General features: G+C 65.9%; 24 protein-coding genes. 12 read left to right on the top strand and 12 right to left on the bottom strand.

Annotated features, from left to right (window positions below):
• Window positions 1–9: 9 nt before the first annotated feature.
• Both GV068_RS22605 and GV068_RS22600 read right to left on the bottom strand, forming a co-directional pair.
• Window positions 10–462, bottom strand: coding sequence for a hypothetical protein (locus tag GV068_RS22605; protein WP_159703288.1), 453 nt, complete (start codon window positions 460–462; stop codon window positions 10–12).
• A 30-nt stretch (window positions 463–492) separates the two neighbouring features.
• Window positions 493–1,149: an OmpA family protein gene (locus tag GV068_RS22600; protein WP_159703285.1), complete on the bottom strand. Its 657-nt coding sequence runs from the start codon at window positions 1,147–1,149 to the stop codon at window positions 493–495.
• A gap of 328 nt (window positions 1,150–1,477) precedes the next feature.
• On the opposite strand from GV068_RS22600, the gene GV068_RS22595 reads away from it, so the two are divergent.
• Window positions 1,478–1,627: a lmo0937 family membrane protein gene (locus GV068_RS22595; RefSeq protein ID WP_159703282.1), complete on the top strand. Its 150-nt coding sequence runs from the start codon at window positions 1,478–1,480 to the stop codon at window positions 1,625–1,627.
• Between the two features lie 86 nt (window positions 1,628–1,713).
• Here the strand turns inward: GV068_RS22595 and GV068_RS22590 are convergent, their stop codons facing one another.
• Complete coding sequence (locus GV068_RS22590; RefSeq protein WP_159703279.1) at window positions 1,714–1,929, bottom strand: hypothetical protein; 216 nt, start codon at window positions 1,927–1,929, stop codon at window positions 1,714–1,716.
• A gap of 275 nt (window positions 1,930–2,204) precedes the next feature.
• Between GV068_RS22590 and GV068_RS22585 the strand changes: the two genes are divergently transcribed.
• Entirely contained in the window at window positions 2,205–2,555 is a 351-nt protein-coding gene (locus GV068_RS22585) for a cupin domain-containing protein (RefSeq protein WP_159703276.1), read from the top strand.
• On the opposite strand, the gene GV068_RS22580 is transcribed toward GV068_RS22585, so the two are convergent.
• The 3 genes from GV068_RS22580 to GV068_RS22570 form a co-directional block, all read right to left on the bottom strand.
• Entirely contained in the window at window positions 2,539–3,066 is a 528-nt protein-coding gene (locus GV068_RS22580) for a GNAT family N-acetyltransferase (RefSeq protein ID WP_159703273.1), read from the bottom strand. The two genes, GV068_RS22585 and GV068_RS22580, sit on opposite strands and share 17 nt — an antisense overlap.
• The gene (locus GV068_RS22575; RefSeq protein WP_159703270.1) at window positions 3,063–3,746 is read right to left on the bottom strand and encodes a Fe2+-dependent dioxygenase; all 684 of its coding nucleotides are present in this window, start codon (window positions 3,744–3,746) and stop codon (window positions 3,063–3,065) included. The genes GV068_RS22580 and GV068_RS22575 overlap by 4 nt, the downstream gene beginning before the upstream one ends.
• Window positions 3,747–3,832: 86 nt before the next feature.
• Window positions 3,833–6,172, bottom strand: a complete 2,340-nt coding sequence (locus tag GV068_RS22570) for a TonB-dependent siderophore receptor (RefSeq protein ID WP_159703267.1) — start codon at window positions 6,170–6,172, stop codon at window positions 3,833–3,835.
• Window positions 6,173–6,390: 218 nt separating this feature from the next.
• Here GV068_RS22570 and GV068_RS22565 point away from each other — a divergent pair, with 218 nt between their 5' ends.
• Both GV068_RS22565 and GV068_RS22560 read left to right on the top strand, forming a co-directional pair.
• Window positions 6,391–7,644 carry a DUF2863 family protein gene (locus GV068_RS22565; RefSeq protein ID WP_159703264.1) on the top strand — a complete coding sequence of 418 codons (1,254 nt, stop codon included), beginning with the start codon at window positions 6,391–6,393 and terminating at the stop codon, window positions 7,642–7,644.
• An 86-nt stretch (window positions 7,645–7,730) separates the two neighbouring features.
• On the top strand, window positions 7,731–8,444 hold the full coding sequence (locus GV068_RS22560) for a prolyl oligopeptidase family serine peptidase (RefSeq protein ID WP_159703261.1): 714 nt from the start codon (window positions 7,731–7,733) through the stop codon (window positions 8,442–8,444).
• A gap of 10 nt (window positions 8,445–8,454) precedes the next feature.
• Here GV068_RS22560 and GV068_RS22555 read toward each other — a convergent pair whose 3' ends face one another.
• The 6 genes from GV068_RS22555 to GV068_RS22530 all read right to left on the bottom strand — a co-directional run bounded on the left by GV068_RS22555 (window position 8,455) and on the right by GV068_RS22530 (window position 14,656).
• Window positions 8,455–10,713, bottom strand: a complete 2,259-nt coding sequence (locus GV068_RS22555; RefSeq protein ID WP_159703258.1) for a catecholate siderophore receptor Fiu — start codon at window positions 10,711–10,713, stop codon at window positions 8,455–8,457.
• A gap of 226 nt (window positions 10,714–10,939) precedes the next feature.
• Complete coding sequence (locus tag GV068_RS22550; RefSeq protein WP_159703255.1) at window positions 10,940–12,085, bottom strand: serine hydrolase; 1,146 nt, start codon at window positions 12,083–12,085, stop codon at window positions 10,940–10,942.
• On the bottom strand, window positions 12,082–12,555 hold the full coding sequence (locus tag GV068_RS22545) for a CYTH domain-containing protein (protein ID WP_159703252.1): 474 nt from the start codon (window positions 12,553–12,555) through the stop codon (window positions 12,082–12,084). The genes GV068_RS22550 and GV068_RS22545 overlap by 4 nt, the downstream gene beginning before the upstream one ends.
• 3 nt (window positions 12,556–12,558) lie before the next feature.
• Complete coding sequence (locus GV068_RS22540) at window positions 12,559–13,680, bottom strand: M14-type cytosolic carboxypeptidase (protein ID WP_159703249.1); 1,122 nt, start codon at window positions 13,678–13,680, stop codon at window positions 12,559–12,561.
• Window positions 13,681–13,784: 104 nt separating this feature from the next.
• Window positions 13,785–14,189, bottom strand: coding sequence for a hypothetical protein (locus GV068_RS22535; protein ID WP_229464424.1), 405 nt, complete (start codon window positions 14,187–14,189; stop codon window positions 13,785–13,787).
• A 158-nt stretch (window positions 14,190–14,347) separates the two neighbouring features.
• Window positions 14,348–14,656 (bottom strand): KGG domain-containing protein, encoded by a 309-nt coding sequence (locus GV068_RS22530; RefSeq protein WP_159703246.1) that lies wholly within the window; start codon window positions 14,654–14,656, stop codon window positions 14,348–14,350.
• Between the two features lie 329 nt (window positions 14,657–14,985).
• On the opposite strand from GV068_RS22530, the gene GV068_RS22525 reads away from it, so the two are divergent.
• From GV068_RS22525 to GV068_RS22490, 8 genes are all read left to right on the top strand, one after another.
• Window positions 14,986–15,663 (top strand): hypothetical protein, encoded by a 678-nt coding sequence (locus GV068_RS22525; RefSeq protein WP_159703243.1) that lies wholly within the window; start codon window positions 14,986–14,988, stop codon window positions 15,661–15,663.
• Window positions 15,660–15,977, top strand: a complete 318-nt coding sequence (locus GV068_RS22520) for a hypothetical protein (protein WP_159703240.1) — start codon at window positions 15,660–15,662, stop codon at window positions 15,975–15,977. The genes GV068_RS22525 and GV068_RS22520 overlap by 4 nt, the downstream gene beginning before the upstream one ends.
• A 214-nt stretch (window positions 15,978–16,191) precedes the next feature.
• A complete protein-coding gene (locus GV068_RS22515) occupies window positions 16,192–17,187 on the top strand; it encodes a glycosyltransferase family 2 protein (RefSeq protein ID WP_159703237.1) in 996 nt (331 codons plus the stop codon).
• Window positions 17,188–17,194: 7 nt separating this feature from the next.
• Window positions 17,195–18,166, top strand: a complete 972-nt coding sequence (locus GV068_RS22510; RefSeq protein ID WP_159703234.1) for a glycosyltransferase family 4 protein — start codon at window positions 17,195–17,197, stop codon at window positions 18,164–18,166.
• Entirely contained in the window at window positions 18,163–19,596 is a 1,434-nt protein-coding gene (locus GV068_RS22505; RefSeq protein ID WP_229464422.1) for a glycosyltransferase, read from the top strand. The genes GV068_RS22510 and GV068_RS22505 overlap by 4 nt, the downstream gene beginning before the upstream one ends.
• 7 nt (window positions 19,597–19,603) lie before the next feature.
• The gene (locus GV068_RS22500) at window positions 19,604–20,350 is read left to right on the top strand and encodes an SDR family oxidoreductase (protein WP_159703231.1); all 747 of its coding nucleotides are present in this window, start codon (window positions 19,604–19,606) and stop codon (window positions 20,348–20,350) included.
• Between the two features lies 1 nt (window position 20,351).
• The gene (locus GV068_RS22495; protein ID WP_159703228.1) at window positions 20,352–20,915 is read left to right on the top strand and encodes an HAD-IIIA family hydrolase; all 564 of its coding nucleotides are present in this window, start codon (window positions 20,352–20,354) and stop codon (window positions 20,913–20,915) included.
• Window positions 20,912–22,024 carry a glycosyltransferase family 9 protein gene (locus tag GV068_RS22490; RefSeq protein ID WP_159703225.1) on the top strand — a complete coding sequence of 371 codons (1,113 nt, stop codon included), beginning with the start codon at window positions 20,912–20,914 and terminating at the stop codon, window positions 22,022–22,024. Before GV068_RS22495 ends, GV068_RS22490 begins: the two co-directional genes overlap by 4 nt.
• Window positions 22,025–22,035: the final 11 nt, after the last annotated feature.

The following is a 22,035-nucleotide window of genomic DNA, read 5'->3' as shown; positions in this document are numbered from 1 at the left end:
CCCGGCTACTCAGGTACGCGTGCCATACGAGCAGACCCGCGCGCCACGGTCGCCGACGGAACGTGGCGCGGCGCCGGCCGTCGCAGCGGCTGCGGCCGGCGGCTTCCAGCCCTGCGATGTCCACTGGGAAGCGCGCTCGTCGATATCGACGCTGTTGATGCCCACATCCTCGAGGGCCCGAATCGCTTCGCCGGCCTCATCGCTATCGATATCGGCGGTGAGCAGGAAGCCACCACGACGGATGCCCTCCTCGTAGCGATGGCGATCCTCATCGGGCAGGAAGGCGTTCTTGATCGACGCCCACAAGCCGGGCGCGTCATGCGACGAATAGCCGCTTTCGCCGACGGCGGACTGATCGTGGATCCGGATATTGTCGGCATCGACCTTGGCTGCCAGCAGCCGCTGGCGGCCGGCCTCGGCGTCGGCACGGGTGTCGAACAGTGCGGTGAGAGTACGTGACATGGATTCTCCTTTCCAGAAGGGTATTCGGAATTAACGCTGCAGGACGATCAGCTCGGCCCGGCGATTCTCGAACTGACCGCTCGCGGTGGCGTTGGTATCGACGGGATCGCTCTCACCGCCGGACGCGGTCTCGAGACGTCCGGCATTGATGCCCTGTGTGACGAGCGCGGCCTTCACGCTGTCGGCGCGTTCCTTGCCGAGCGTGGCGTTGGCAGGCGCGGCGCCACGCGCATCGGCGTAACCGACGATCCGGATGCGCGCGTTGGGGTATTGCTTCATCACGGCCGCAAGTGCGTTCAGCTCATCTTGATCCTGCGCGCGGATGTCGCTCTTCGCAGTATCAAAATTGAGCTTTTCGAACACAAAGGTGCGCGGCAACGCTTCGGTTCCGGCAAGATAGGTGCCGACCGTCGATGCGCCGGGCAAGACCCCCACTGCCGCGGCGTCGGCCGCGATGGCTGGCGGCGGCGTGACCGGCGTCGCGGCCGGCGCTGGGTCGACGGGCTCGGTCGCTACCACCGGCGCCGTAGTGGCCGCCTCGTCTCTGCCCTTGCAGCTCCTGAGCCCGAACAGCAGGGCAAGCAGCGCGAGCGCCAGCAGTATCCAGGGCAGCCAGTTCGTTTTCTTCGGGCCGACATGGATGTTCCGCGGCGGTGCGCCGTCGTTCTGATGATCCGAATTTGCCATGACATTGTTCTCCTTATCTATTCTCGATTGGTGTTGTCGCCTTCGGCGCCCGCGCCTTGCCAGGTAGCCGGTTTGCGTAGCGCCTTTTTACCCTACCCAACAGAACACCGCCGTTCGCTTCTTTACAGCAATCGCCTCCCGGTGAAAGACCACAAGCGAGGTCGAGTCGTGCAGCGCCAGCCGACAAGTCAGGACGCGGCAACGTTCTCTGCGGTTTCTTGCTGTGTTCGGCTCCGTACGGAAGAGTTGGGCAACGTGGCGGATGATGGCTTATCGGGAACGCAGACGCCGGCACGGGACTGCTCCCTCTACCCAAGCGGAGGTCACCATGCTCTATACCATTGCTATCATTCTTCTCGTCCTGTGGCTGCTCGGCATGGCCACTTCCTTTGTCGCCGGTGGCTTGATCCACGTTCTGCTCGTGGTCGCCGTCGTGGTCATCCTCATCCGCCTGTTCAGCGGGCGAAAAGTGCTCTGACGGATTCAGCACTGCCCTGAGCACAAAAAGGCCGGAAGCTGCGAAGCGTCCGGCCTTTTTTTTGCTGCCCGCTGGCGATCGGGCCGCTAGCGCCCTATCCCGATGCCGATACCGATTCCGGAACCGCGCCCGCCGCTGCCGATGCCGCCGAAAATGGAGGTCGATACACCGCTGCGGCCGCCCCGCTGGGCTTGTTGCAGCACACAATCGCGCCATGGATCCGAGTTCATCGCATAGCCAAGCTGGCTGCATGCAGGCCCGTATTCGGCCATCATGCTCTCCATCTCGGCTTGCTGCTTCATCGCCCTTTCCTCTGGTGTGGCACACCCGAGCAAGCAAAGTGCGCTTGCTACCGTCAATAGTAAAACGCGCATGGTCGTTCTCCTTAAGCAATCAATCGGCAGGGAGCCGTCAAGCCATGGAACAATCATACGCTTCTATCTCGGGCCGCCTGGCTCGCTTGCCTTGGAGAACGAACGCCGAACGCCTCAGGTTTCCTGAGCATCGCTCGAAGTAATTGATTGGTCCGGGCCAGACAGGCTTGGTACATTCAGGAGCCTACTTTCGAGGAAACGCCATGCACGACAAAGTGAATATTCCCGCCACGCTCGCCGGTCTGAGCGAATTCTGGTCCCAGCAAACCGTCGCGCATGCGAACGGACAGTTGTTCAAGGTCGCCAAGGGCATCGGCTCCACGCGCTGGCACCAGCACGACGACCAGGACGAGCTCTTCGTGATTTACCAGGGCCAGCTGACGATCCAGTTTCAGGATCGCAATGTGGAGCTTGGCGTAGGCGATATCTTCGTCGTGCCGCGTGGGGTGCAGCATTGCCCCAAGGCCGATGTCGAAACGCAGTTCCTGATTGTCGGGCTGAACATCACTTCGAATGCGGCAGGCGGAAAGCCTGACCCTATGCAGCAGCCATAGGTGCGTGGCACTCGAAGTGCAGCCGGTCGTACCACACGCCGCCATGCTCGAAACTGCGGCGCGAATGGCCGAATTGAACGAAGCCGCTGCGCTCTAGGACGCGCTTCGATGCCAGGTTGTCGATGCGGCAGTCGGCCTCGATGCGTTTCAGGCGCAGCTTGTCGAAGGCGATCTCCAGGAGCTGGCGCACCGCTTCGCTGGCATAGCCCTTGCCGCAGGAAGCCTGCCCGATGCGGTAGCCCAGCACCGCGCTGTGGAAATGCGCGCGCTTCACCGCGCTCAGGTTGACCCGTCCGACGATCTGCCCCGCTTCGTCGAGCGCCAGGTACTGGTAGCCGGTATCGGCAAAGGTATCGGCCATCGCCTGCGCCACCGCCAGGCTGACCGCCTCGCGCGTGTAGTACGAGGCCGGACGCGCATTGATGGTCGCCTCAAAAAAGGCGCGGCTCTCCAGCTCGAAGGCGAGCAGCGCGTCGATGTGACCGTGGCCTGGTGCGACCAGCGTGATCACAGCTCGGCCCACATGCGCAGCAGGTTGTGGTAATGCCCCGTGATGCCCACGGTGGCCTCGCTTTCCCCATGCGCCGCGCGCAGCTTCTGGATGTTCGTGTCCAGCTCGAACAGCATGGCGCGCTTCGCGTCGTCGCGCACCATGCTCTGGGTCCACAGGAATGATGCGACCCGCTCGCCGCGCGTCACGGGCAGCACCTGGTGGACGCTGCCAGAGGGGTAGACAATGGCGTCGCCCGCCGGCAGCTTGACCTCGTGGGTGCCGTAGGCGTCCACCACCACCAGCTCGCCGCCATCGTAGTCGTCGGGGTCGGACAGGAACACGGTGGTCGACACGTCGGCGCGCACCGGTGGCAGCCCGCCACGCTGGGCGCGCACGGCGCCGTCCACGTGCAGCCCATAGTGCTCTCCCCCGCCGTAAGCGTTGAAGTATGGCGCCAGGATCCGCAGCGGCAGCACGCTCGAGAAGAACAGCGGATTGTTCATCAGCGCGGCGCTCACCACCTGACCCAGCTCCACGCTAAGGGGCGAGCCTTCCTTCAGCTGGCGGTTGCGCTTGACCTGGGCGCCCTGCGGGCCGACGCTCTCGCGTCCATCCACCCATTCCGGCGCGGCATCCATGCGCGCGCGGATGGCCGCCACCTGTTCGCGGGTCAGCACGCCGGGGATATGCAGCATCATGTCGACTGTCCTTCACAAGAAAAAAGCCCCCCTGATTGTAACCAGGAGGGCGAATCCGGTTGCCCGGCGGGGGTGGTACCCGGGTATCAGAACTTGAGGTTGGCCATCAAGCTGGCCGAGCGGCCCGCGCCCACGCCCGCGTAGTGCGGCGAGGAGACGCGGTCGAAGTAGAACTTGTCCGTCAGGTTCTGGATGTTCAGCTGGAACGATACGTTCGGGTTCAGCGTATAGGTCGCCATCGCGTCGAACCGGGTGTAGGCCGGCGAATACTTGTTGTTATTGACGTTGGCGAACTGGCGATCCACGAAGTTGGCGCCGCCGCCGACCGTCAGGTCCTTGGTGAGCGCGTAGGTCGTCCACAGCGAAGCGCTGTGCTTCGGCGTGGTCGGGAAGGCGTTGCCGTTGAACGGCGACGGGGTCCAGCGTGGCACAGCAGTCGTGCCGCTATTCACGAAGCCGTTATCGGCGATAACGCCGTGCAGGTAGGTGTAGCCGCCGAACACGGTCCACGCGCGGGTGATGCGGCCCGACAGGCCGAACTCGACGCCTTCGAGTTCCTTGCGGCCTACGTTCCGGGTGGTGCCGTCCGGCGCGGTGACGCGGGCGTTGTCCATGTCGCTCTTGAACACGGCAGCGCTGAGCGACAGGCGGCCGCCCGGCAGCACTTCCCACTTGGTGCCCAGCTCGATGCTGCGGCTCTTCTGCGGCTGCAGGTTCTGGATTTGCACGGTTAGCGCGTCCAGGCCGTCGCCGCCGTCATTGCCCGGCGGGGTGGCGGACGTCGCCCACGAGACGTAGATGCTGCCGTTGGCCTTCGGCTTGTACACCAGGCCGGCCTGGTAGGTGTCGAAGTTCGAATTGACTTCGGCGCGGGTGGCGGCGGTGGTGCCGACGGCCGGGGTGTCCAGCTTGCTCTGGAAGTCATCCCAGCGCGCGCCGATGTTCAGCAGCCACTGCGGGGTGAATTCAATGGTGTCGAAGCCGTACACGGCGCGGGTGCGGGTCTTGACGCTGGTGAGCGTCGGCGACTGCGTGCGGGTGTACACCCACGGATCGTAGGGATTCGGGTTGGCCAGCGTGGTGCAGTTGTACAGGGTCGTGCTGCCTGCGGTCGGGCAGGTGAAGGTGCCGGTCAGCGGGTTGTTGGTGCCCGGGGTGAACACATAGGTGCCGCGGTCGGTCTGCTCGCGCGAGAATTCGACGCCCGCATTGAAGCTGTGCTTGATGCCGGCGGTCGTGAAGTTGCCGGTAAGGCTGGTCGAGTTGGCGAGGGTCTCGGTGTCGACGATGCGGGTGTTGGCGCGGCGCCAGACGGTGCCGTACAGGACGGTGTTGCCCTTCGAGTCGTCCGGCTGGGTCCAGACGTAGTCCTGGCCGCTCTTGCCCCAGCGGGTGACGTTGCGAATGGCCAGGTTGGCGCTCAGTTCGTGGCGCAGGTCGACGGTGGCGACGTCGGTCTTGGTGTCGCGGAAGTCGCGGTTGGCCAGGCCGTAGAAGGCTTCGCGGTCCACGGTGAACGGGGTGCCGCCGCCGTTGTTCGCCATGTTGGCGCCGGTGGTGATCGGGTTGTTGAACGGGATGCCGGTATCCGGGATCTCGCTGCTTTGCATGTGGTAGTAGCTCAGCACCGCCTTGGTCGGACCGGTGAGGCCGAAGGTGACGCTCGGGGCGACGCCCCAGCGGTCGCCACCGACGACGTCGCGGCCGGCGATATCGTTCTCGTGTGCCATCACGTTCAGGCGGAAGGCGGCATTGTTGCCGATCACACGGTTGATATCGCCCGTCACGCGGCGGTACTTGTCGGTGCCGATGCCGATGGTGGCGTTGTTGAAGTCGGTCTCTTTCGCAGTCTTGGTGACGATGTTGATGCCGCCGCCGGCCGAGGAACGGCCGCCCAGCGCCGAGTTCGGGCCCTTGACCACTTCGATCTGCTCGATGGCGAAGATCTCGCGCGACTGCGAACCGGAGTCGCGCACGCCGTCGATGTAGGTGTCGGTCTGGGCGTTGTAGCCGCGGATGAACAGGTTGTCGCCCACCGGGTTGCCGCCTTCGGCTGCGCCGATGGTGATGCCGGGGACGGTGCGCAGGGCGTCGGTCAGCGACACGGCGCCGGTCTGCGAAATCGTTTCGGAAGTCACGACGGTGACCGATTTCGGGGTGTCGAGCAGCGGCGCGGTGAACTTATCGGAACTCGCACGGACCGGGCCCTGCACCGAGCGGTCGGCGCCGGCGTTGATGCGCACCTGCGGGAGCGTGGCGCCTTCGACCAGTTCCGGCGCTTCCTCGACGCCGGCGGCGTAGGCCAGCGGCATCGCCAGCGAAGCCAGCACGGCCAATGCCGGAGCTGCCAGGGCGGGGGCGGACGGACGGGAGTGTTTCTTGCTTTTGATGAAGCTGCGGCTGGCCTGCGAGGTAATCGTGGTCATTTTCTTCTTAGCTAGAGAAACCCGACAAGGCTGCCGAATTCCGAAATTTTAATGAGAACGATTCGCATTATGGTTTCTATTTAGGTTTTTTGCAAGCGCAGGCTTTCCATCCCTCAACGGGTCATGTGTTCGTGGCATGTGGGCGAATCAACTACAATACCCGGGATATGGGTTTATCATGACCTTGACCATTATTGAAAAGAGAGACCCCTAGCGCCATGCGTCGTCCTTCCAAAGATTCAACCCCTAAACTCTCCGTCGAAAGCCAGCGTCTCGTCAGCATTGCGCAAGCCATCATGCAGGCCGCCAGCCGCGTCGAGGAACGGACCTGGGAGCACCAACTGGACACGCAACTGCAGAAGCTGCTCAAGACCAACCACCAGGACAGCATCGACGCCGCGCTGAACGCCCTGTTCAAGGACGATCTCGCCTCCTACGACGTCTTGATGGATGCGGTCGAAGCGGTGAGCGAATCGGCCACCATGGTCGAGCAGCAGGACGGCAGCGACGTCACCTGGCAGGCCCTGCTGGTGGCGGCGCCGGTGCTCGCCTGGACCCGCTTCAACATCGCCTCGGGCAATATCCCTTCGGAGATTCTGACCACCCTGCAGGCGCACTTTTCCGCCCACCTGCTGGCCGAAGGCACCCGCATCGCGATGGCGCCGACGCTGTACTCGATCGACCAGCTGCCGCGCGCCCATACCGAGACCTATGCCCTGACCCACAAGCTGGCCGCCGCCGCGCACAAGGGCGGCACGCTCAAGCCGGCCGCGCGCGTGGACGAGACCGCGCCCTTCCTGGCCGACACCCGCTACCTGCTGGTGGCGATCGTCGCGCCGCAAGGGGCGCCGATGTTCCGCTGGCAGGAGCCCCAGCACCACATCGGCTTCGCCGAAGAGCGCAACCGCGCGCTCGAACAGTGGCGCGCCCAGGGCAGCGCCAACATCGCGCGCCTGTTGCCGGGCTGCGGCGTCGAGCTGCTGCTGCCGGAAGCCTATTACGTGGCCTGCCGCGAAGCCGACAAGCTGATCCGCCCGATCTCGATCCGCGCCGCCGTGCACTACCTGACCCATACCCTGGGCGTGGAAGCATCCGACCTGCGCGCCGTGATCGCCGGCTTCGGCGAAGAATCGGCCGACATCCAGATCGACGAATATCGCGTCTCGTTCACCATGCGCCAGGACAGCGACGTCATGTACGGCATCGTGTGGCCGCTGTATGGCCAGGAAGACGAGAATGGCACGCCGATGGAGGGCCCGTTCGCCGCCAGCCCTGCCCCGCTGACGCCGCTCAACGAGATCGTCGCGCACCTGAACGAAGCGGGCGTCGCGCACATCAAGCGCATCAGCGAGCGCTACGTGGCCGAGTACTGCGACGATTGCGGGTCGCCGTTGTTTGCCGATCCGACGGGCGAACTGGTGCATGCGGAGATGCCGGAAGATACGCCGGCCGGGACGGAACACTTCCACTGATCGCTGGGTGGGCGGAAAAACCGCCCACCCAACAAAGCCGTGCTACAGTCGATGACACTCATCAATTGCCGCATGGAGAACCCGAGATGCTCCGTCTCACCGCCGCCACCCTCGCCTTCTGCACCGCCAGCCTCGCCTTCGCCGCCCCGGCCCCCACGAAATCTCCGCAGCAAGCCCACAGCACCAGCATCAAGGGCAAGATCAACTACCTCACCTTCCTGCCGAAGTCCTATTCGAACAAGGGCGACAAGGTGCCGCTGATCGTCTTCCTTCACGGCTCCGGCGAGCGCGGCACCGACCTGAACAAGGTAAAGGCCTGGGGCCCGCCGGCGATCGTCGAGAAGGATCCGGACTTTCCCTTCATGGTGGTCTCGCCCCAGATTCCCGACGGCCAGTGGTGGGACGCCTTCCTGCTCAAATCCATGCTCGACGATGTGCTCAAGCGTTACAACGTCGACCCCAAGCGCGTCTACCTCACGGGCATCAGCATGGGCGGCTATGGCGCCTGGGATTTCGCCTCACGCTATCCGGAGTACTTCGCGGCAGTGGCGCCGATCTGCGGCGGCGGCATTCCGCGCCTGACGCGCAGCCTCAAGGACATTCCGGTGTGGGCTTTCCACGGCCTGAAGGATGACGCGGTGCCGGAACAGGAATCGGCACGCATGGTGGAAGCGCTCAAGGCGCAGGGCGGCAACGTGAAGTACACGGTGCTGCCGGAAGCCGGCCACATCGAGGCGTGGGTACATGCCTACGGCGAGGCCGGCTTGTTCGAGTGGTTTGCGCAGCAGCGCAAGCAGTGATTTTCGAAGGTCAGAACTTGAAGTTCGCCGTCAGGCTGGCCGCACGCGGCGCCCCGGGCGTGTAGCGGTAGCCGCTCTTGTTAATGCTGGCCACGTAGCGCTCGTCCGCGATGTTGTACACGTTCAGGCGCAGGTCGAGGTTCGGGCTCACGCGGTACTGGGCCATCGCATCGAACACCCAGTACGACTCGGTGTACTTGGGCGTGCCGATCGCGCCATCGGTGCCGCGCTTGAGTTCGTCGCTGAAGCGGGCGCCGCCGCCAATTTTGAAATCAGGCGTGAGGTCGTACGAGGTCCACAGCGTGAATGAGGATTTCGGCGTGTAGGTCAGGCTGTTCTCGCCGCTGGCGGTGATCGCCCGGCCCGCTTCGACGCTGGTGTCCATGTACAGGTAGCCCGCGCTCACCAGCCAGTTGCTGGCCAGTGCGCCGGTCATGCCCAGCTCCACACCCTGCACGCGCTTCTTGCCGGTCTGGTACCACTTCAGGTCGACCGGGTCCTGCTCGACTTCGTTCTTGACGTCGGTGCGGAACAGGGCCGCCGACAGGGCCAGCTTCTGGCGCAGCAGGTCGAGCTTGCCGCCGAATTCATAGGTCGTGGTTTCCTGCGGATCGAAGATCGGGTTCTGGGCGCTGCTGGCGCTGGTCGAGGTCGTGAAGTTGGCGCCCGGCGGCTGCTTCGAGCTGGCGACCATGCCGTACACGCTGCTGTTGGCGCTCGGCTTGTACAGGAGCGAAGCCTTGCCGTTGACCAGGGTTTCACGCACGTTCAGGCGGGTCGGCACCAGCATGTTGTTGGTCAGCGCCACCGCATTGTAGGCGCCGCGGAAGCGGTCCACGCGCACGCCGCCGTTGAAGATCCACTTCTCGCCCAGCTTGATGGTGTCGAAGGCGAACAGGCTCTGGGTGTCGACGTCGCCTTCGGTGTAGGCGCCGGTGCGGGCCAGGGTCAGGCCGCTCACCGGATCGGCCGGGTTCGGACGGTACAGGTTGGCGGCCGGGAGCGTGCCGAGGCCGGTGCGGCCGTAGGTGATCTGGGTCTCGTTGACGAACTCGATGCCGGTAACCAGGGTGTGGTTCAGACTGCCGGTGTCGAAGTCGGTGGTCAACACGGTCTGGTTGGTCAGGATCTTGTTTTCGGCATCCTTGACGGTACGGGTGCTGCGCGCCACGGTCCAGGTGGACGGATCGGCGATCACCGGCGTGCCGAAGTTCGCGCTGCTGGCCAGCCAGGCGCTCAGGAGGTAATCCTGCTTGGTGCGGCCGTAGCGGCTGACGTTCGACAGGCGCATGTTGGGCGAGAATTCGTGCTCGACACGGATGGTCGCCATGTCGGCTTTCACCTTGTCGAAGTCGGTATTAGCGCCGTAGAAGTTTTCGGGATCGACCGGGGCCGCATTGCCGATGAAAGGACGGGCCGGATCGGGGCTGGTGTAGCCAGGCAGGCCGACGGTCGGGACGCCGCCGTCTGGCACATTGTCCTGGTCCACGTGCAGGTAATCGAGGTAGACGCGGGTCGGGCCGTTCAGGCCGAAACCGAGGCTCGGGGCCACTGCCCAGCGCTTGTGCTTGACCACGTCGCGCCCCGGGACGCCGGAATCCTGCGCCATCGCGTTCAGGCGCAGGGCGATGCCGCGCTCGGCGTTCAGGACGGTGTTGACGTCGACGGTGGCGCGCTTCTGCGAATCGGTGCCGCCCAGGACCGAGCCCGAGCTGGCGCGGTTCAGGTTGGCTTTCTTGCTGACCAGGTTGATCGAGCCGGTCGGCGAACCGCGGCCGGTGTCGGTGCCGGCAGGTCCCTTCAGGACGTCGATCTGTTCCAGGTTGAAGGTGTCGCGCGAGATCGAGCCGATGTCGCGCGCGCCGTCGACAAAAATGCTGCCCGAGGTGTCGAAGCCGCGCATGAAGATCGCGTCGCCGGTGTTGGTGTTGCCGTTCTCGCCCAGGAAGAAGGCGCCCACGCCCGGGGTATTGCGCAGGGCTTCGGTCAGGGTCACGGCGCCCTGCTGCTCGAAGAGTTCCTTCTTGATGACCTGCACCGTCTGCGCGGTATCGAGCAGCTTCTCGGTGTACTTCGGCGACGAGGCGTGCTCGGCCTTGAATGCGTTCTCGGCCTTGCCCACGATCTCGACTTTCGAGGATGGCGTGATGTCAGGGGCTGCCGCATTGTCCACGTCGTTTGCGTGCGCCGCCAGCGGCAGCAGGACGGTCGCCAGGGCGACGCCCATCGCGTGTGCTTGCGGGTGTTTGCGGCTTGTTATTGTTTTCATACGAAGCTATTCCTTGGCAGTCAAAGTTAATAAAGGCTCATCGATGAAAATTATTGTAAAGAAAAGATCTCCACATGTAAACAGGAATCATTCTCATTTGCGTTTACATTTTTACCGATGAGAGAGCCGAGGTACGGACGTGCGTCAACAGACGGCGCAAGCCGTCGCTTCGAGTTTGATGGAAATGTCGGAAGCTCCGGCGGCTGCTCGCCGCCGGAGAAGGACGTCAGCGGCGGATGGCCGCGATGACCCTGGTGGCGAAGTCGGCGGCGTTGCCGGCGTGCCAGCGCCAGACGATCACGAGATCGTGATCAGGCGAGACGAGGATGGTGTTGCTTCCCGCGCCCAGTGCGGCGTAGGCGTTCGCAGGCAAGCCCGGCAGGTTTTTGCCCTTGGTATTGAGCCACCAGAGATAGCCGTAATCCGGACCATGTGCACTCGGCGTCAAGGCCGCCTTGACGTAGTTCGGCGGCAGCACCTGCTTGCCGTTCCAGGCCCCGCCCCGCAGCCACAGGTAGCCGAAGCGCGCCATGTCCCAGGAATTGATCCACATGCCGCCACCCCAGCGCGTGCCGCCGCTGACCGAGGGCACCTGCTTGCCGTTCAGGTCCACATAGCTGTTGTGGTACGGGACCCACTTCCAGGTATTCGAGGCGCCGATCGGATCCATCACCTGCTGCTGGAACACGTCCGGCACGGCCTGGTCGAACACGCGCAGCAGCGACAGCGCGAAGCGGTTGATGCGCACGTCGTTGTATTCGTAGAAGCCGCCCGGGGCTTGTTGTGCGCGCGGCTTGCGTTCGCCCGCGCCGAAGGCTTCCTTGCCGATGAAGTCGGCATTCTTGCCCCACAGGCTGCCTTCCCATTCCGATTCCTGCTGCAGATGGTGCTGCCAGGTGATGCGGGCGTTCTGGGGCGAGGCATAGCCGCCGTCATTCACGCGCTTGGCCACCGGCTCGTCGACGGCGATGCGGCCGTCGCGCACGGCCACGCCGGCCACCGTCGCCAGCATGCTCTTGGCCACCGAATAGGTCGGGTCGACAAACTGGGTGTCGCCAAACTCTGCCACCACGTAGCCCTTGTAGATCACCAGCCCGTTGGTGCGGGCGCGGCGGGTCGGCATCGAGCCGAGGCGGCTGCCGAAAGTGGCTTCCTGGTCCGAGAAGTCGACGGCGCGCGCGGTCTCGTGCGACTGCGCGAACTGGATAGCGGCGGCCAGCGCGGCCGGGTCCATGCCGAGTTCGGCGGGAGATTTGCGGGCCCAGTCTCCTTGGGGCGGGAAATAGGCGGCGGGCGGCGCGGCAATGGCGGCCGCTGGCAGCAGTGCGGCCAGCGCCAGGGCCAGCACGCTGCGGCGGGAAACATGATTCATGAATTGGTCCATTGAGTAAATGGGAAACGGATCAGGCTGGAGTTGTAGTAGCGCTTGTCGCCGGTGACTTCCTGGCCGATCCAGTCTGGCTTGTCGAACACGGTGTCCTCAAGGGGCAGCTCGATCTCGGCCACCACCAGGCCAGCGTTCTCGCCCAGGAACTCGTCGACTTCCCAGGTGAAACCGCCGTGCTCGATGCGGCGCCGGTATTTCTCGACCAGCGGGCGTTCGCACAAGCGGTCCAGCAATTCCTGCGCGTCTTCCAGGGGAACCGGATACTCCCACTCGTCGCGGGTGGCGCCCGTGTTCTTGCTCTTGATGGTAAGGACGCCTTTGTCCCCCTCGATGCGCACGCGCACGGTGCGCAACGGGTCGGAATTCAGGTAGCCCTGGCGCAGCAGGACGGGCTCGCCCAGGCTGCGCCAGCCGTCGCCGGAAAGCAGGAACTTGCGCTCGATCTCGACGCCCACGCCTCAGTCCAGCGTCTGCAGGATCGGCTGCAGGATCGCCGCGCCGAGCGCCGCGCTGCGCGCACCGTTCCAGCCGGTGTGCGGGTCGGGCAGGTTGGCGTTGTCCTTGAACGGCATTTCCAGCGTCAGGGACAGGCACTTGAAGGTGTGGCCGATGTACTTCGAGGCCAGCGTCAGGAGTTCTTCGTTGTACTTGCTGGCCGCATAGCCGTAGACGTTCTGGAAGTCCGGGCTGGCCGCCATGTAGCGCAGCACGAAGGCTTCCTGGCGCGCCTGGCGCTCGGGACCGAAGTCGGCCAGCATCTCGTTGCCGGCGACGAAGTTGTACGGCAGCGCCTCGTCACCATGGATGTCGAAGAACATGTCGACCCCGGTCTCGTGGATCTTTTCCTTCACGCACAGCACTTCCGGGCTGCGCTCGAGCGACGGGGTCATCCACTCGCGATTCAGGTTGGCGCCGGCCGCATTGGTGCGCAGGTTGCCGCGCACCGAGCCGTCCGGGTTCATGTTCGGCACGATGTAGAACACGGCGCGTTCGAGCAGCTTGCGCGCCACCGGGTTGGCGTTATCGAGCAGCGCATCCATCATGCCTTCGACGAACCATTCGGCCATCGTTTCGCCCGGGTGCTGGCGGGCGATCACCCAGATCTTCTTTTCCGCCTGCGGATTGCCGATCACGACCAGGTTCATGTCGCGGCCATCGATGGTGGTGCCGATGTCGTGCACGCGCGCGATCGGGTTCTCGGCCACTTCGCCCAGCAGGCGCAGGTGGCGCTCCCAGGTGTAGGGCTCGAAATAGGCGTAGTAGATGCTGTCGAGTTCGGGCGTGTGATTGATCGTCATGACCTGGCCGTCGAAGCTGGTCGGCACGCGGAACCAGTTCTCGGTGTCATAACTGGCAGCGACCTGGTAGTCCTCGAAGCCCTTCGGGTAGGTGGCCTGCCCGGCGTTCAGGAAGCGGATGGTGCAGGCCTGGCCGCGCGCGCCCTGCAGGCGGAAGTGGAACCACTGGTGGATGTCGGCGTGCGAATCCTTGCGCAGGTTCAGGTCGATCGCCTTGGGGCCGTCGGCGCGGACGACCTCGATGGCGCCGGAATCGAAGGTCTGGCTGATTTTGATGGGCATGGCGAATCCTTCATTGTCCGTTCAAAGAAACGCATATTACCGGACCGGCGCGGCTCCATGCTGAGCGGACCCGCCCTGCCCGGCGCTGCGCCGGTCTGCTTCGCTTACTGCGCGTCCAGATCGATCAGGTCCTTGGTGTACATGATCATGATCTGGCGCATCAGTTCGACGTTGCTGCGGTCCAGGACCACGGTCAGGTCTTCCTTGCTGTCGAGGACGAAGGTCATGCGGATCGCGCCACGCAGTTCCTTGCACTGCACGTATTGCGCACGCGGGGTGTAGGGATTGTCCCAGTCCTGCTGCGTGATTGGCGAGGCGGGCGGCGGCGGCGCGAGGTTCGGATCCTGGCTGGCCGGCAGGTGGCGCAGCAGCCAGAACACGATAAAGGCCGGCACGTAGATGCACAGGTCGCGCGCACCTCTGTTGGTGAACTTGACCAGCAACAGGTTGCCGACGCGATCGCACGACATCGACATGCTCTTGACTTCACGAATAACCGCAGGTTTCACGACGATATTCCTAGGGAAAGGTTGAAAAAGGCGCAGCGATTCTACCGCATCCCATGGCCGTGTTGTGTGGTATCCGAGGCGCAAAAAGCAAAACGGGGAGCTTGCGCTCCCCTCTGTTGTCTGCTTCGGCTCCCGCATCAGGGAGCCCGGCGTGGGTCTTACTCCTTCGAGCCGCGGCCACCCTGCGAATTGCGGCCGCCCTTGCTGGAGGCGGCGCGCGACGGGCCACCCGAGCCGGCGCTGGCCGACTGGCGGTTACCGTGGCTCATGCTACCGGCACGGCGGGCTTCCTCCGAGGTGAACTCGTGGGCCGTACCCTTGGCGTGGGCGGCCTTGCCGCCCTGGCTGGCGATTTCACGCTGGCGTGCGGGATCCATCGAAGCGAAACCGCGATTGCGGGTGCCGCTGCTCTGACTGTTGCCGCCCTGGTTGCTGCCTTGCTTGTTACCTTGATTACCTGAGGCCATGATGATGTTCTCCCTTGTACGCTTTATGGACCGCCGCGTCCTGCGGCAGGCTTGCTCCGTTACACCCGAAGCCCGATGAGTGACCGGCGAAATCATCTTAGGTAGCACTGCTGAATGCCGGTATAGGACGTTTTCAGATGACTTTGTAGGACTACACGCGACAGAAAATGCACTAGCGAAAATGTACTTCCAGTCGTCAACAAACCCTTCAGTAAGTGTCCTACACGGCACCCCTACGTCTTCCTATACTGTATTCAAGAGAGCACGCGCATCATGGCAGTATCAGGCGGGGCATGTGCCGCCGCACCGACAGCGAAAGGAGTTCGAATATGGACGCGAACCAACGCAGCGAATTCAACAACCAAACCAACAACGGCGCCAACGAGAAGTGGACGCCGGGTTCCAAGGGCAATACGAAGAGCGGCCCGCTGGACCACACTTACCCGCAGGGACCGAACCAGCAGCAGGCGATCCGCGGCGAAAACGAGATGAGTCAAACGCAGGATCCATCGCGCATGGGCCAGCAGGAAGTGGCCGCCGAAGACGGCAGCCGCGCCGACTACGAGACCACCCTGCCGGGCGCGGTGCCGGACGACCTGCCGGGCGGCTCGCTGCAAAGCCAGCAAACCGGCGGTTCCGGACCGCAGCAGGGCATCACCGACAGCCACCAGCGCCAGATGGAACAGCGTTCAGGCGCCTGGGGCCTGCTGGAGCAGCCGGTCGGCCACCGCGACAAGGACTCCGGCACCGACCTGCGCGCCCACCCGGCAAACCAGCAGGGCAACAGCCAGGCCGCGCATGCCATGAATCCGCAGGACGCCGCCCAGCCCGAGCTGCAGGGAGGATCGCTGGGGCGCCACCATAACGTGCCGCCGGGAACCTACCAGTCGCAGGGTACGAGCGCCCAGGTCGGGTACGGCAACAAGCAGAGCGAGCAGGCCCAGCGCGAAGGCACCGGCATGGCGGTCGGCCCGCACCCGACGAACCAGCAAAGGAGGGAGCCATGAACGAGCAAAAGGACCAGAACCAGCAGGACAGCACCGACCGCACCGGCTCGCAGACCGGTCCCAGCGGCAGCGAAGGAAAAGCGGAGCTGCACGACTCGAACGACGTGAGCGGCGGCCTGCCGCGCAGCCCCGGCAACAGCGGTCCGCGCAGCGAGAACCAGGGCTGGAAGCCGGGCCAGAGCGTGCAGGCCGATAAGGACCCGGTACACCAGTCGAACGACGTGGCCGGCGGCCTGCCGAAGAGCCCGGCCGGCGCCAACCGTCTGGCCGGCGACCGCATGATGGACGACGATACCGGCTTCTCGCGCAAGTAAACCCGTGTTCGGTGGGCGGTCGACTTTCTTCCGCCCACCACACCACCCGCTTCGACAGGCTCGCCATCCGAGCCGAACATTGATCCACCTCCAAGCTCCCCTCCTCTGACGGAACCCCTCCGTTCCCGCCCGACTCCAACCGCACTCAACACGCCCCGTCGTCCGCACGTCGCGGTGGCGGCAATCGTGACTGGAGCCAACGCGGAGACGAGACATGCCTACGACGGATGACACAACGATCGCGGTTTCGGTGGTGGTGCCCGCCTGCGGTCGCATGGACCTGCTCGATCGCTGCCTGGACGCCCTGATGCGCCAGCAGTTCGATGCGCATCGCTACGAAATCATCGTCGTCGACGACGAACCCAACCACAACACCCTGCACCTGGTGGCCGGCTGGCGCACCCGCACCCTGGAACGCGGCCCGCGCCTGTCCTACGTCGCCAACCCCGGCCCGGTCGGCCCCGCCTCCTCCCGCAACCGCGGCTGGCGCGCCGCGCGCGCTCCCATCGTCGCCTTCACCACCGACGACGCCGTGCCCGAACCCGACTGGCTGGTCGAGGGCATGGCCGCCTTCGGCGACGAGGCCGAGGTCGTCTGCGGACGCATCCAGACTCCAGTGCCGGCCCGCCCCACCGAATACCAGCGCAGCGCCCACGGGCACGAGGCGGCCGACTTCACCAGCGCCAGCTGCTTCTTCCGCAAGCCGGTGCTGGTCAGCCTGGAAGGCTTCGACGAACGTTTCAGCGTGCCGCGCGGCAGCGACGCCGACATGTACTTCCGCCTGCTCGAACACGGCGTCCCGATCGTGCGGGCGCCGCGCGCACTGGTGGTGCACCCGGTGCGGCCGGTGCCCTGGGGCGCCAGCCTGCTGCAGATCCGCCATGCGGTGTTCGACGCCCTGCTCTACAAGAAGCATCCCGCCCTGTACCGGCAGAAGGTCGAGGCGCGGCCGCGCTGGGACCACTACGTCATCGTCGGCGTGCTGCTGCTGGCGCTGGCCGGTCTGCTGGCCGGACTGCCGGTGCTGGCCGGCCTTGCCTTCGCCGTCTGGATCCTGCTTACCGGGCGCCTGTGCGCCCACCGCCTGCGCGGCGCCGCGCACACGCCGGCGCACGTGGCCGAGATGATCCTCACCTCGGCGCTGTTGCCGCCGCTGGCCGTGTTCTGGCGCCTGGCCGGCGCGGTGCGCTACCGCGTGCGTTTCGCGTGAGGCCGCCATGCGCAGACTGAAGGTCCTCACCTGGCACACCCACGGCAGCTACCTCCACTACCTGTCGAATGCACCGCACGACTTCTACGTGCTGTCCAAGCCCGGCTGCCCGCCCGGCTACGGCGGACGCTGCGGCAGCATGCCCTGGCGCGACAACCTCATCGACCTGCCGGCCGAGCTGGCCCGTCACCACGAGTTCGACTGCATCCTGTTCCAGGACGACTACCAGTGGGAGAAAGACCAGTACGAACTGCTCACGCCGGCGCAGCGCGCGCTGCCGCGCATCTACCTCGAGCACGATCCGCCCATGGCGCACCCGGCCAACACGCGCCACCCGGTCGACGATCCCGACGTGCTGCTGGTGCACGTCACGCCGTTCAACGCCCTGATGTGGGACAGCGGCCGCTCGCCGGTCCGCGTCATCGAGCATGGCGTCACCGTGCCACCGGAGGTGTACTACGGCGGCGAACTGGCGCGCGGCCTGGTGGTCACCAACCACCTGGCGCGCCGCGGCCGCCGCATGGGCCCCGACCTGTTCCTGCAGGCGCGCCAGACCGTGCCGCTCGACCTGGTCGGCATGGCCGCGCAGGAACTCGGCGGACTGGACGAAATCGAGCATGCCCGGCTGCCTGCCTTCATGGCGCGCTACCGCTTCCTGTTCAGCCCCATCCGCTACTCGAGCCTTGGCCTGGCCGTGATCGAAGCGATGATGGCCGGGCTGCCGGTGGTGGCCTTCGCCACCACCGAAATCGCCACCGTCATCGAGAACGGCGTATCGGGCTACGCCGCCACCGACCTGCCCACGCTGGTCGAGCACATGCAGGTGCTGCTCGGCGATCCGGCCCTCGCCCGTCACCTCGGCGAAGGGGCACACCGCACCGCACGCGACCGCTTTTCGATCGGCCGCTTCAGCAGCGACTGGGATGCCGCGCTGCGCCACGTCACCGGCCTGGGCGCGACCCGGCAGGAGAAAATATGAAATTGAATGAAGTCCAGGCCGCCGTCGCGGCAGCCAAGGCGGCGGCGCTCGCCTCTGCCGCTGCGGCTGCGGCTGCGCCGGGAGGCACGCAGGCGAGCATGCAGGCGGCGTCCCTTCCGCCTTCCCACCTGTCCCTGCCCGCGGCCGGCACGCGCCACCGCATCGCCCTCATCAGCGACCACGCATCGCCGCTGGCGGAACCCGGCAGCATCGACTGCGGCGGCCAGAACGTCTACGTGGCCCAGCTCGCCCGCGAACTGGCGCGCAGCGGACACCTGGTCGACGTCTTCACGCGCCGCGACGCTCCCGAGCGGCGGCCGGTCGCGCACTGGCTCGACAACGTCCGCGTCATCCATGTGCCGGCCGGGCCGCCGCGCTACGTCCCCAAGGAGCAGATGCTGCCGCACGTCGACGCGTTCTCGCGCTTCGTCACCCGCTTCGCGCGGCGCCAGCCGGCCCCGTACGACATCGTGCACGCCAACTTCTTCATGTCCGGCATGGTGGCGCAGCACCTGAAAGCCACGCTCGGGCTGCCCTTCGTGATCACCTTCCACGCGCTGGGCCGGGTGCGCCGGCTGGCCCAGGGCAGCGCCGACACCTTCCCCGTCGCCCGCATGCGCATCGAAGCCGCGCTGATGCGCGCGGCCGACCGCATCGTCGCCGAGTGCCCGCAAGACCGCCAGGACATGGAACGGCTGTATGGCGCGCCGCTGTCGCGCATCGCGATCGCGCCCTGTGGCTTCTCGCCGGACGAACTGTGGCCGGTGCCGATGCACGAGGCAAGGGCCCGCCTGGGCCTGGACGAAGGCCGCTTCGTGGTGCTCCAGCTCGGCCGGATGGTGCCGCGCAAGGGCGTCGACACCGTCATCCAGGGCGTCGCCATGCTGCGTCACCGGTATGGCGTCGATGCGCAGCTGATGGTGGTGGGCGGCAACACCGGCCCCAGCAACGGCAGCCATCCGGGCGACGACCTGGAACTGGCGCGCCTGCGCAGCGTCGCAGCCGACCTCGGCATCGGCGCCCACGTGCGTTTCACCGGCCAGCAGCCGCGCGCCGTGCTGCGCGACTACTACAGCGCCGCCAACGTCTTCGCCAGCACGCCCTGGTACGAACCCTTCGGCATCACGCCGGTCGAGGCCATGGCCTGCGCCCGGCCGGTGGTCGGCTCGGAGGTGGGCGGCATCAAGAGCACCGTCAACGACAGCGTGACCGGCTTCCTGATCCCCTCGCGCGACCCGGCCGCACTGGCCGACCGGCTGGCGCGCCTGCACCGCCATCCCGAGCTGGCGCGCGCGATGGGCGAAGCCGGGCGCCGCCGCGCCTGCGAGCACTACACCTGGCGCCACGTCGCCAACCAGCTGGCCGCCATCTACGCCGACGTGCTGGACACCACCCGGCCCGCGGTTCAACCCGTTGTCCTACCTTCCTGAGGAGCCCATGAGCATCCCGACGCTGCAGCAACCTTCCCTGCACGGCAAGACCGTCCTGATCACCGGCGCGGCTAGCGGCCTCGGCGCGGCGCTCGCCAGGCGCCTGGCCGCCTCGGGCGCCGGCATCTTCGGCGTCGACCTGCAGGCCGCGCGCCTGGCCGACAGCATGGCCCAGTTGCGCGAACTCGGCGTGCAGGCGCATGCCCTCGGCGTCGACATCACCGACCCGGGCGCCGCGCAGCGCGTGGTGGCGCATGCCGTCGACGTCCTCGGTCGCCTGGACATCCTGGTCAACAACGCCGGCACCGACGTCACCCTGCCGATCGCCGAACTGCCGGATGCCGACTGGCTGCGCGTGGTCGGGACCAACCTGAGCGCACCTTTCCTGCTGTCGAAATACGCGGCCGCCGCCATGCGTCGCCAGGGCGGCGGGCAGATCGTCAACATCGCCTCCACCGCCGCCAAGCGCGCCTGGCCCAACGCCAGCGCCTACCACGCAAGCAAGTGGGGCTTGCTCGGCTTGTCGCATGCGCTGCACGCCGAGCTGCGATCGGAGAACATCCGCGTCACCGCGGTCATCGCGGGCGGAATGCGCACGCCCTTCCTGCTCGAACGTTTCCCCGACCTCGACGCCGACACTCTGCAGGATCCGGCCGACGTGGCCGACGCCATCCACTCCGTGCTGGTGCTGCCGCCGACCACGGTGGTGGCCGAACTGACCGTCCTGCCGCTGCGCGAAACCTCGTGGCCCTGACATGAAGGCGATCTTCCTGGACAAGGACGGCACCCTGGTGGACGACCTGCCCTACAACGTCGAGCCGCGCCGCATCCGCCTGGTCAGCGGCGCCGGCGCCGCCCTGCGCCTGCTGGCGCGGCTCGACTATCGCTTCTTCGTCGTGACCAACCAGTCCGGCATCGCGCACGGCTGCTTCGGTGAAGACGCGATGGGGCCGGTCGCCGACCGTCTGGCCGACCTGCTGTTCCGCGAAAACCTGGCGCTGGACGGCTTCTATTACTGTCCACACCACCCGCTCGGCACCATCGGCGACTACGCCATGGTGTGCGCATGCCGCAAGCCTTCTCCCGGCATGCTGCTCAAGGCCGCCCACGAACACGACATCAACCTGCGCGACTCCTGGATGATCGGCGACATCCTGCACGACGTCGAAGCCGGCAACCGCGCCGGCTGCCGCACGCTCCTGATCGACAACGGCAACGAAACCGAGTGGCGGCTCGGCCCGCGCCGCGTCCCCACGCGCATGGCGCCCGACCTGTACGCCGCGGCGGTGCTGATCGCCTCGCACGAGGAGGCGCGATGAGCGCAGCCTGGCAGTCCGCGCGCCGCATCCTGTGCATCCGCCTCGATTCGCTTGGCGACGTGCTGATGTGCACGCCGGCGATCCGCGCCCTGCGCCAGAGTATCCCCGGTTGCCACCTGACGCTGCTCACCTCCCCCTCCGGCGCTGCCGTAGCCCCGCATATCCCGGAGCTCGATGCCACCATCAGCTACCGCGCTCCGTGGATGAAGCACGAGGAACTCGCCACGACAGCAGCACTGCAGGACTGCGCCGCGCAGCTCGCCAGCCACGCCTTCGACGCTGCCGTCATCTTTACTTCGTATTCGCAAAGCCCGCTGCCGGCCGCGATGCTGTGCCATCTGGCCGGCATCCCGTTGCGGCTGGCGTCCTGCCGCGAGAATCCTTACCAGCTGCTCACCCACTGGGTACCGGAGCACGAGCGCGATCGCGCGACACGCCATGAAGTCCAGCGCCAGCTTGACCTCGTGGCGCACGTCGGCTGCTCGACATCCGACACTGCACTCTCCTTCGCCATCCCTTCCAAAGCCGGTACGCATGTCGCCGCCAAACTGGAGGAGGCCGGCATCGATGCGAGAGCGCCCTACCTGGTGCTGCACGCAGGCGCCAGTGCCCCTTCGCGCCGATACCCGATCCGGCACTGGCTGGTCTTGATCGGCATGCTGGGTACGCGGTTCGGCTACCCGATCATCCTCACCGGCGATCGCGGCGAGGTCGAATGGCTGCGCCCGCTGGCCGAGACCTGGGTCGGCCCGACGCACTCGCTGATTGGCAAACTGAACCTGGGAGAACTGGGTGCGCTGATCCGCTCATCGAGCCTGCTCATCACGGGCAACACGGGACCTGCACATATCGCCGCCGCCGTCGGCACGCCCTTGGTCGACCTGTACGCGCTCACGAATCCCCAGCACACACCGTGGCGCGTCGCCCACCGCCTGCTGTTCCACGACGTCAGCTGCCGCAACTGCCTGCGCAGCAGTTGTCCGCAAGGCCACCACGCCTGCCTCGACTTGCTGGCGCCGCGCAAGGTGCTGGAAGCTGCTGTCGAGCTGCTAGTAGCTCTCCCAGCGCGACCCTCGCGAACGGACGACGTGGCCCTGGCCTTTGAATAGGCAAGCTCGTA

Origin of the sequence: Massilia sp. 9I (assembly GCF_902506415.1) — a bacterium.
In the GTDB taxonomy this organism is placed as follows: domain Bacteria; phylum Pseudomonadota; class Gammaproteobacteria; order Burkholderiales; family Burkholderiaceae_D; genus Telluria.
The sequence above is the reverse complement of the archived record's forward strand: the minus strand, read 5'-3'. Positions and strand labels throughout refer to the sequence as shown.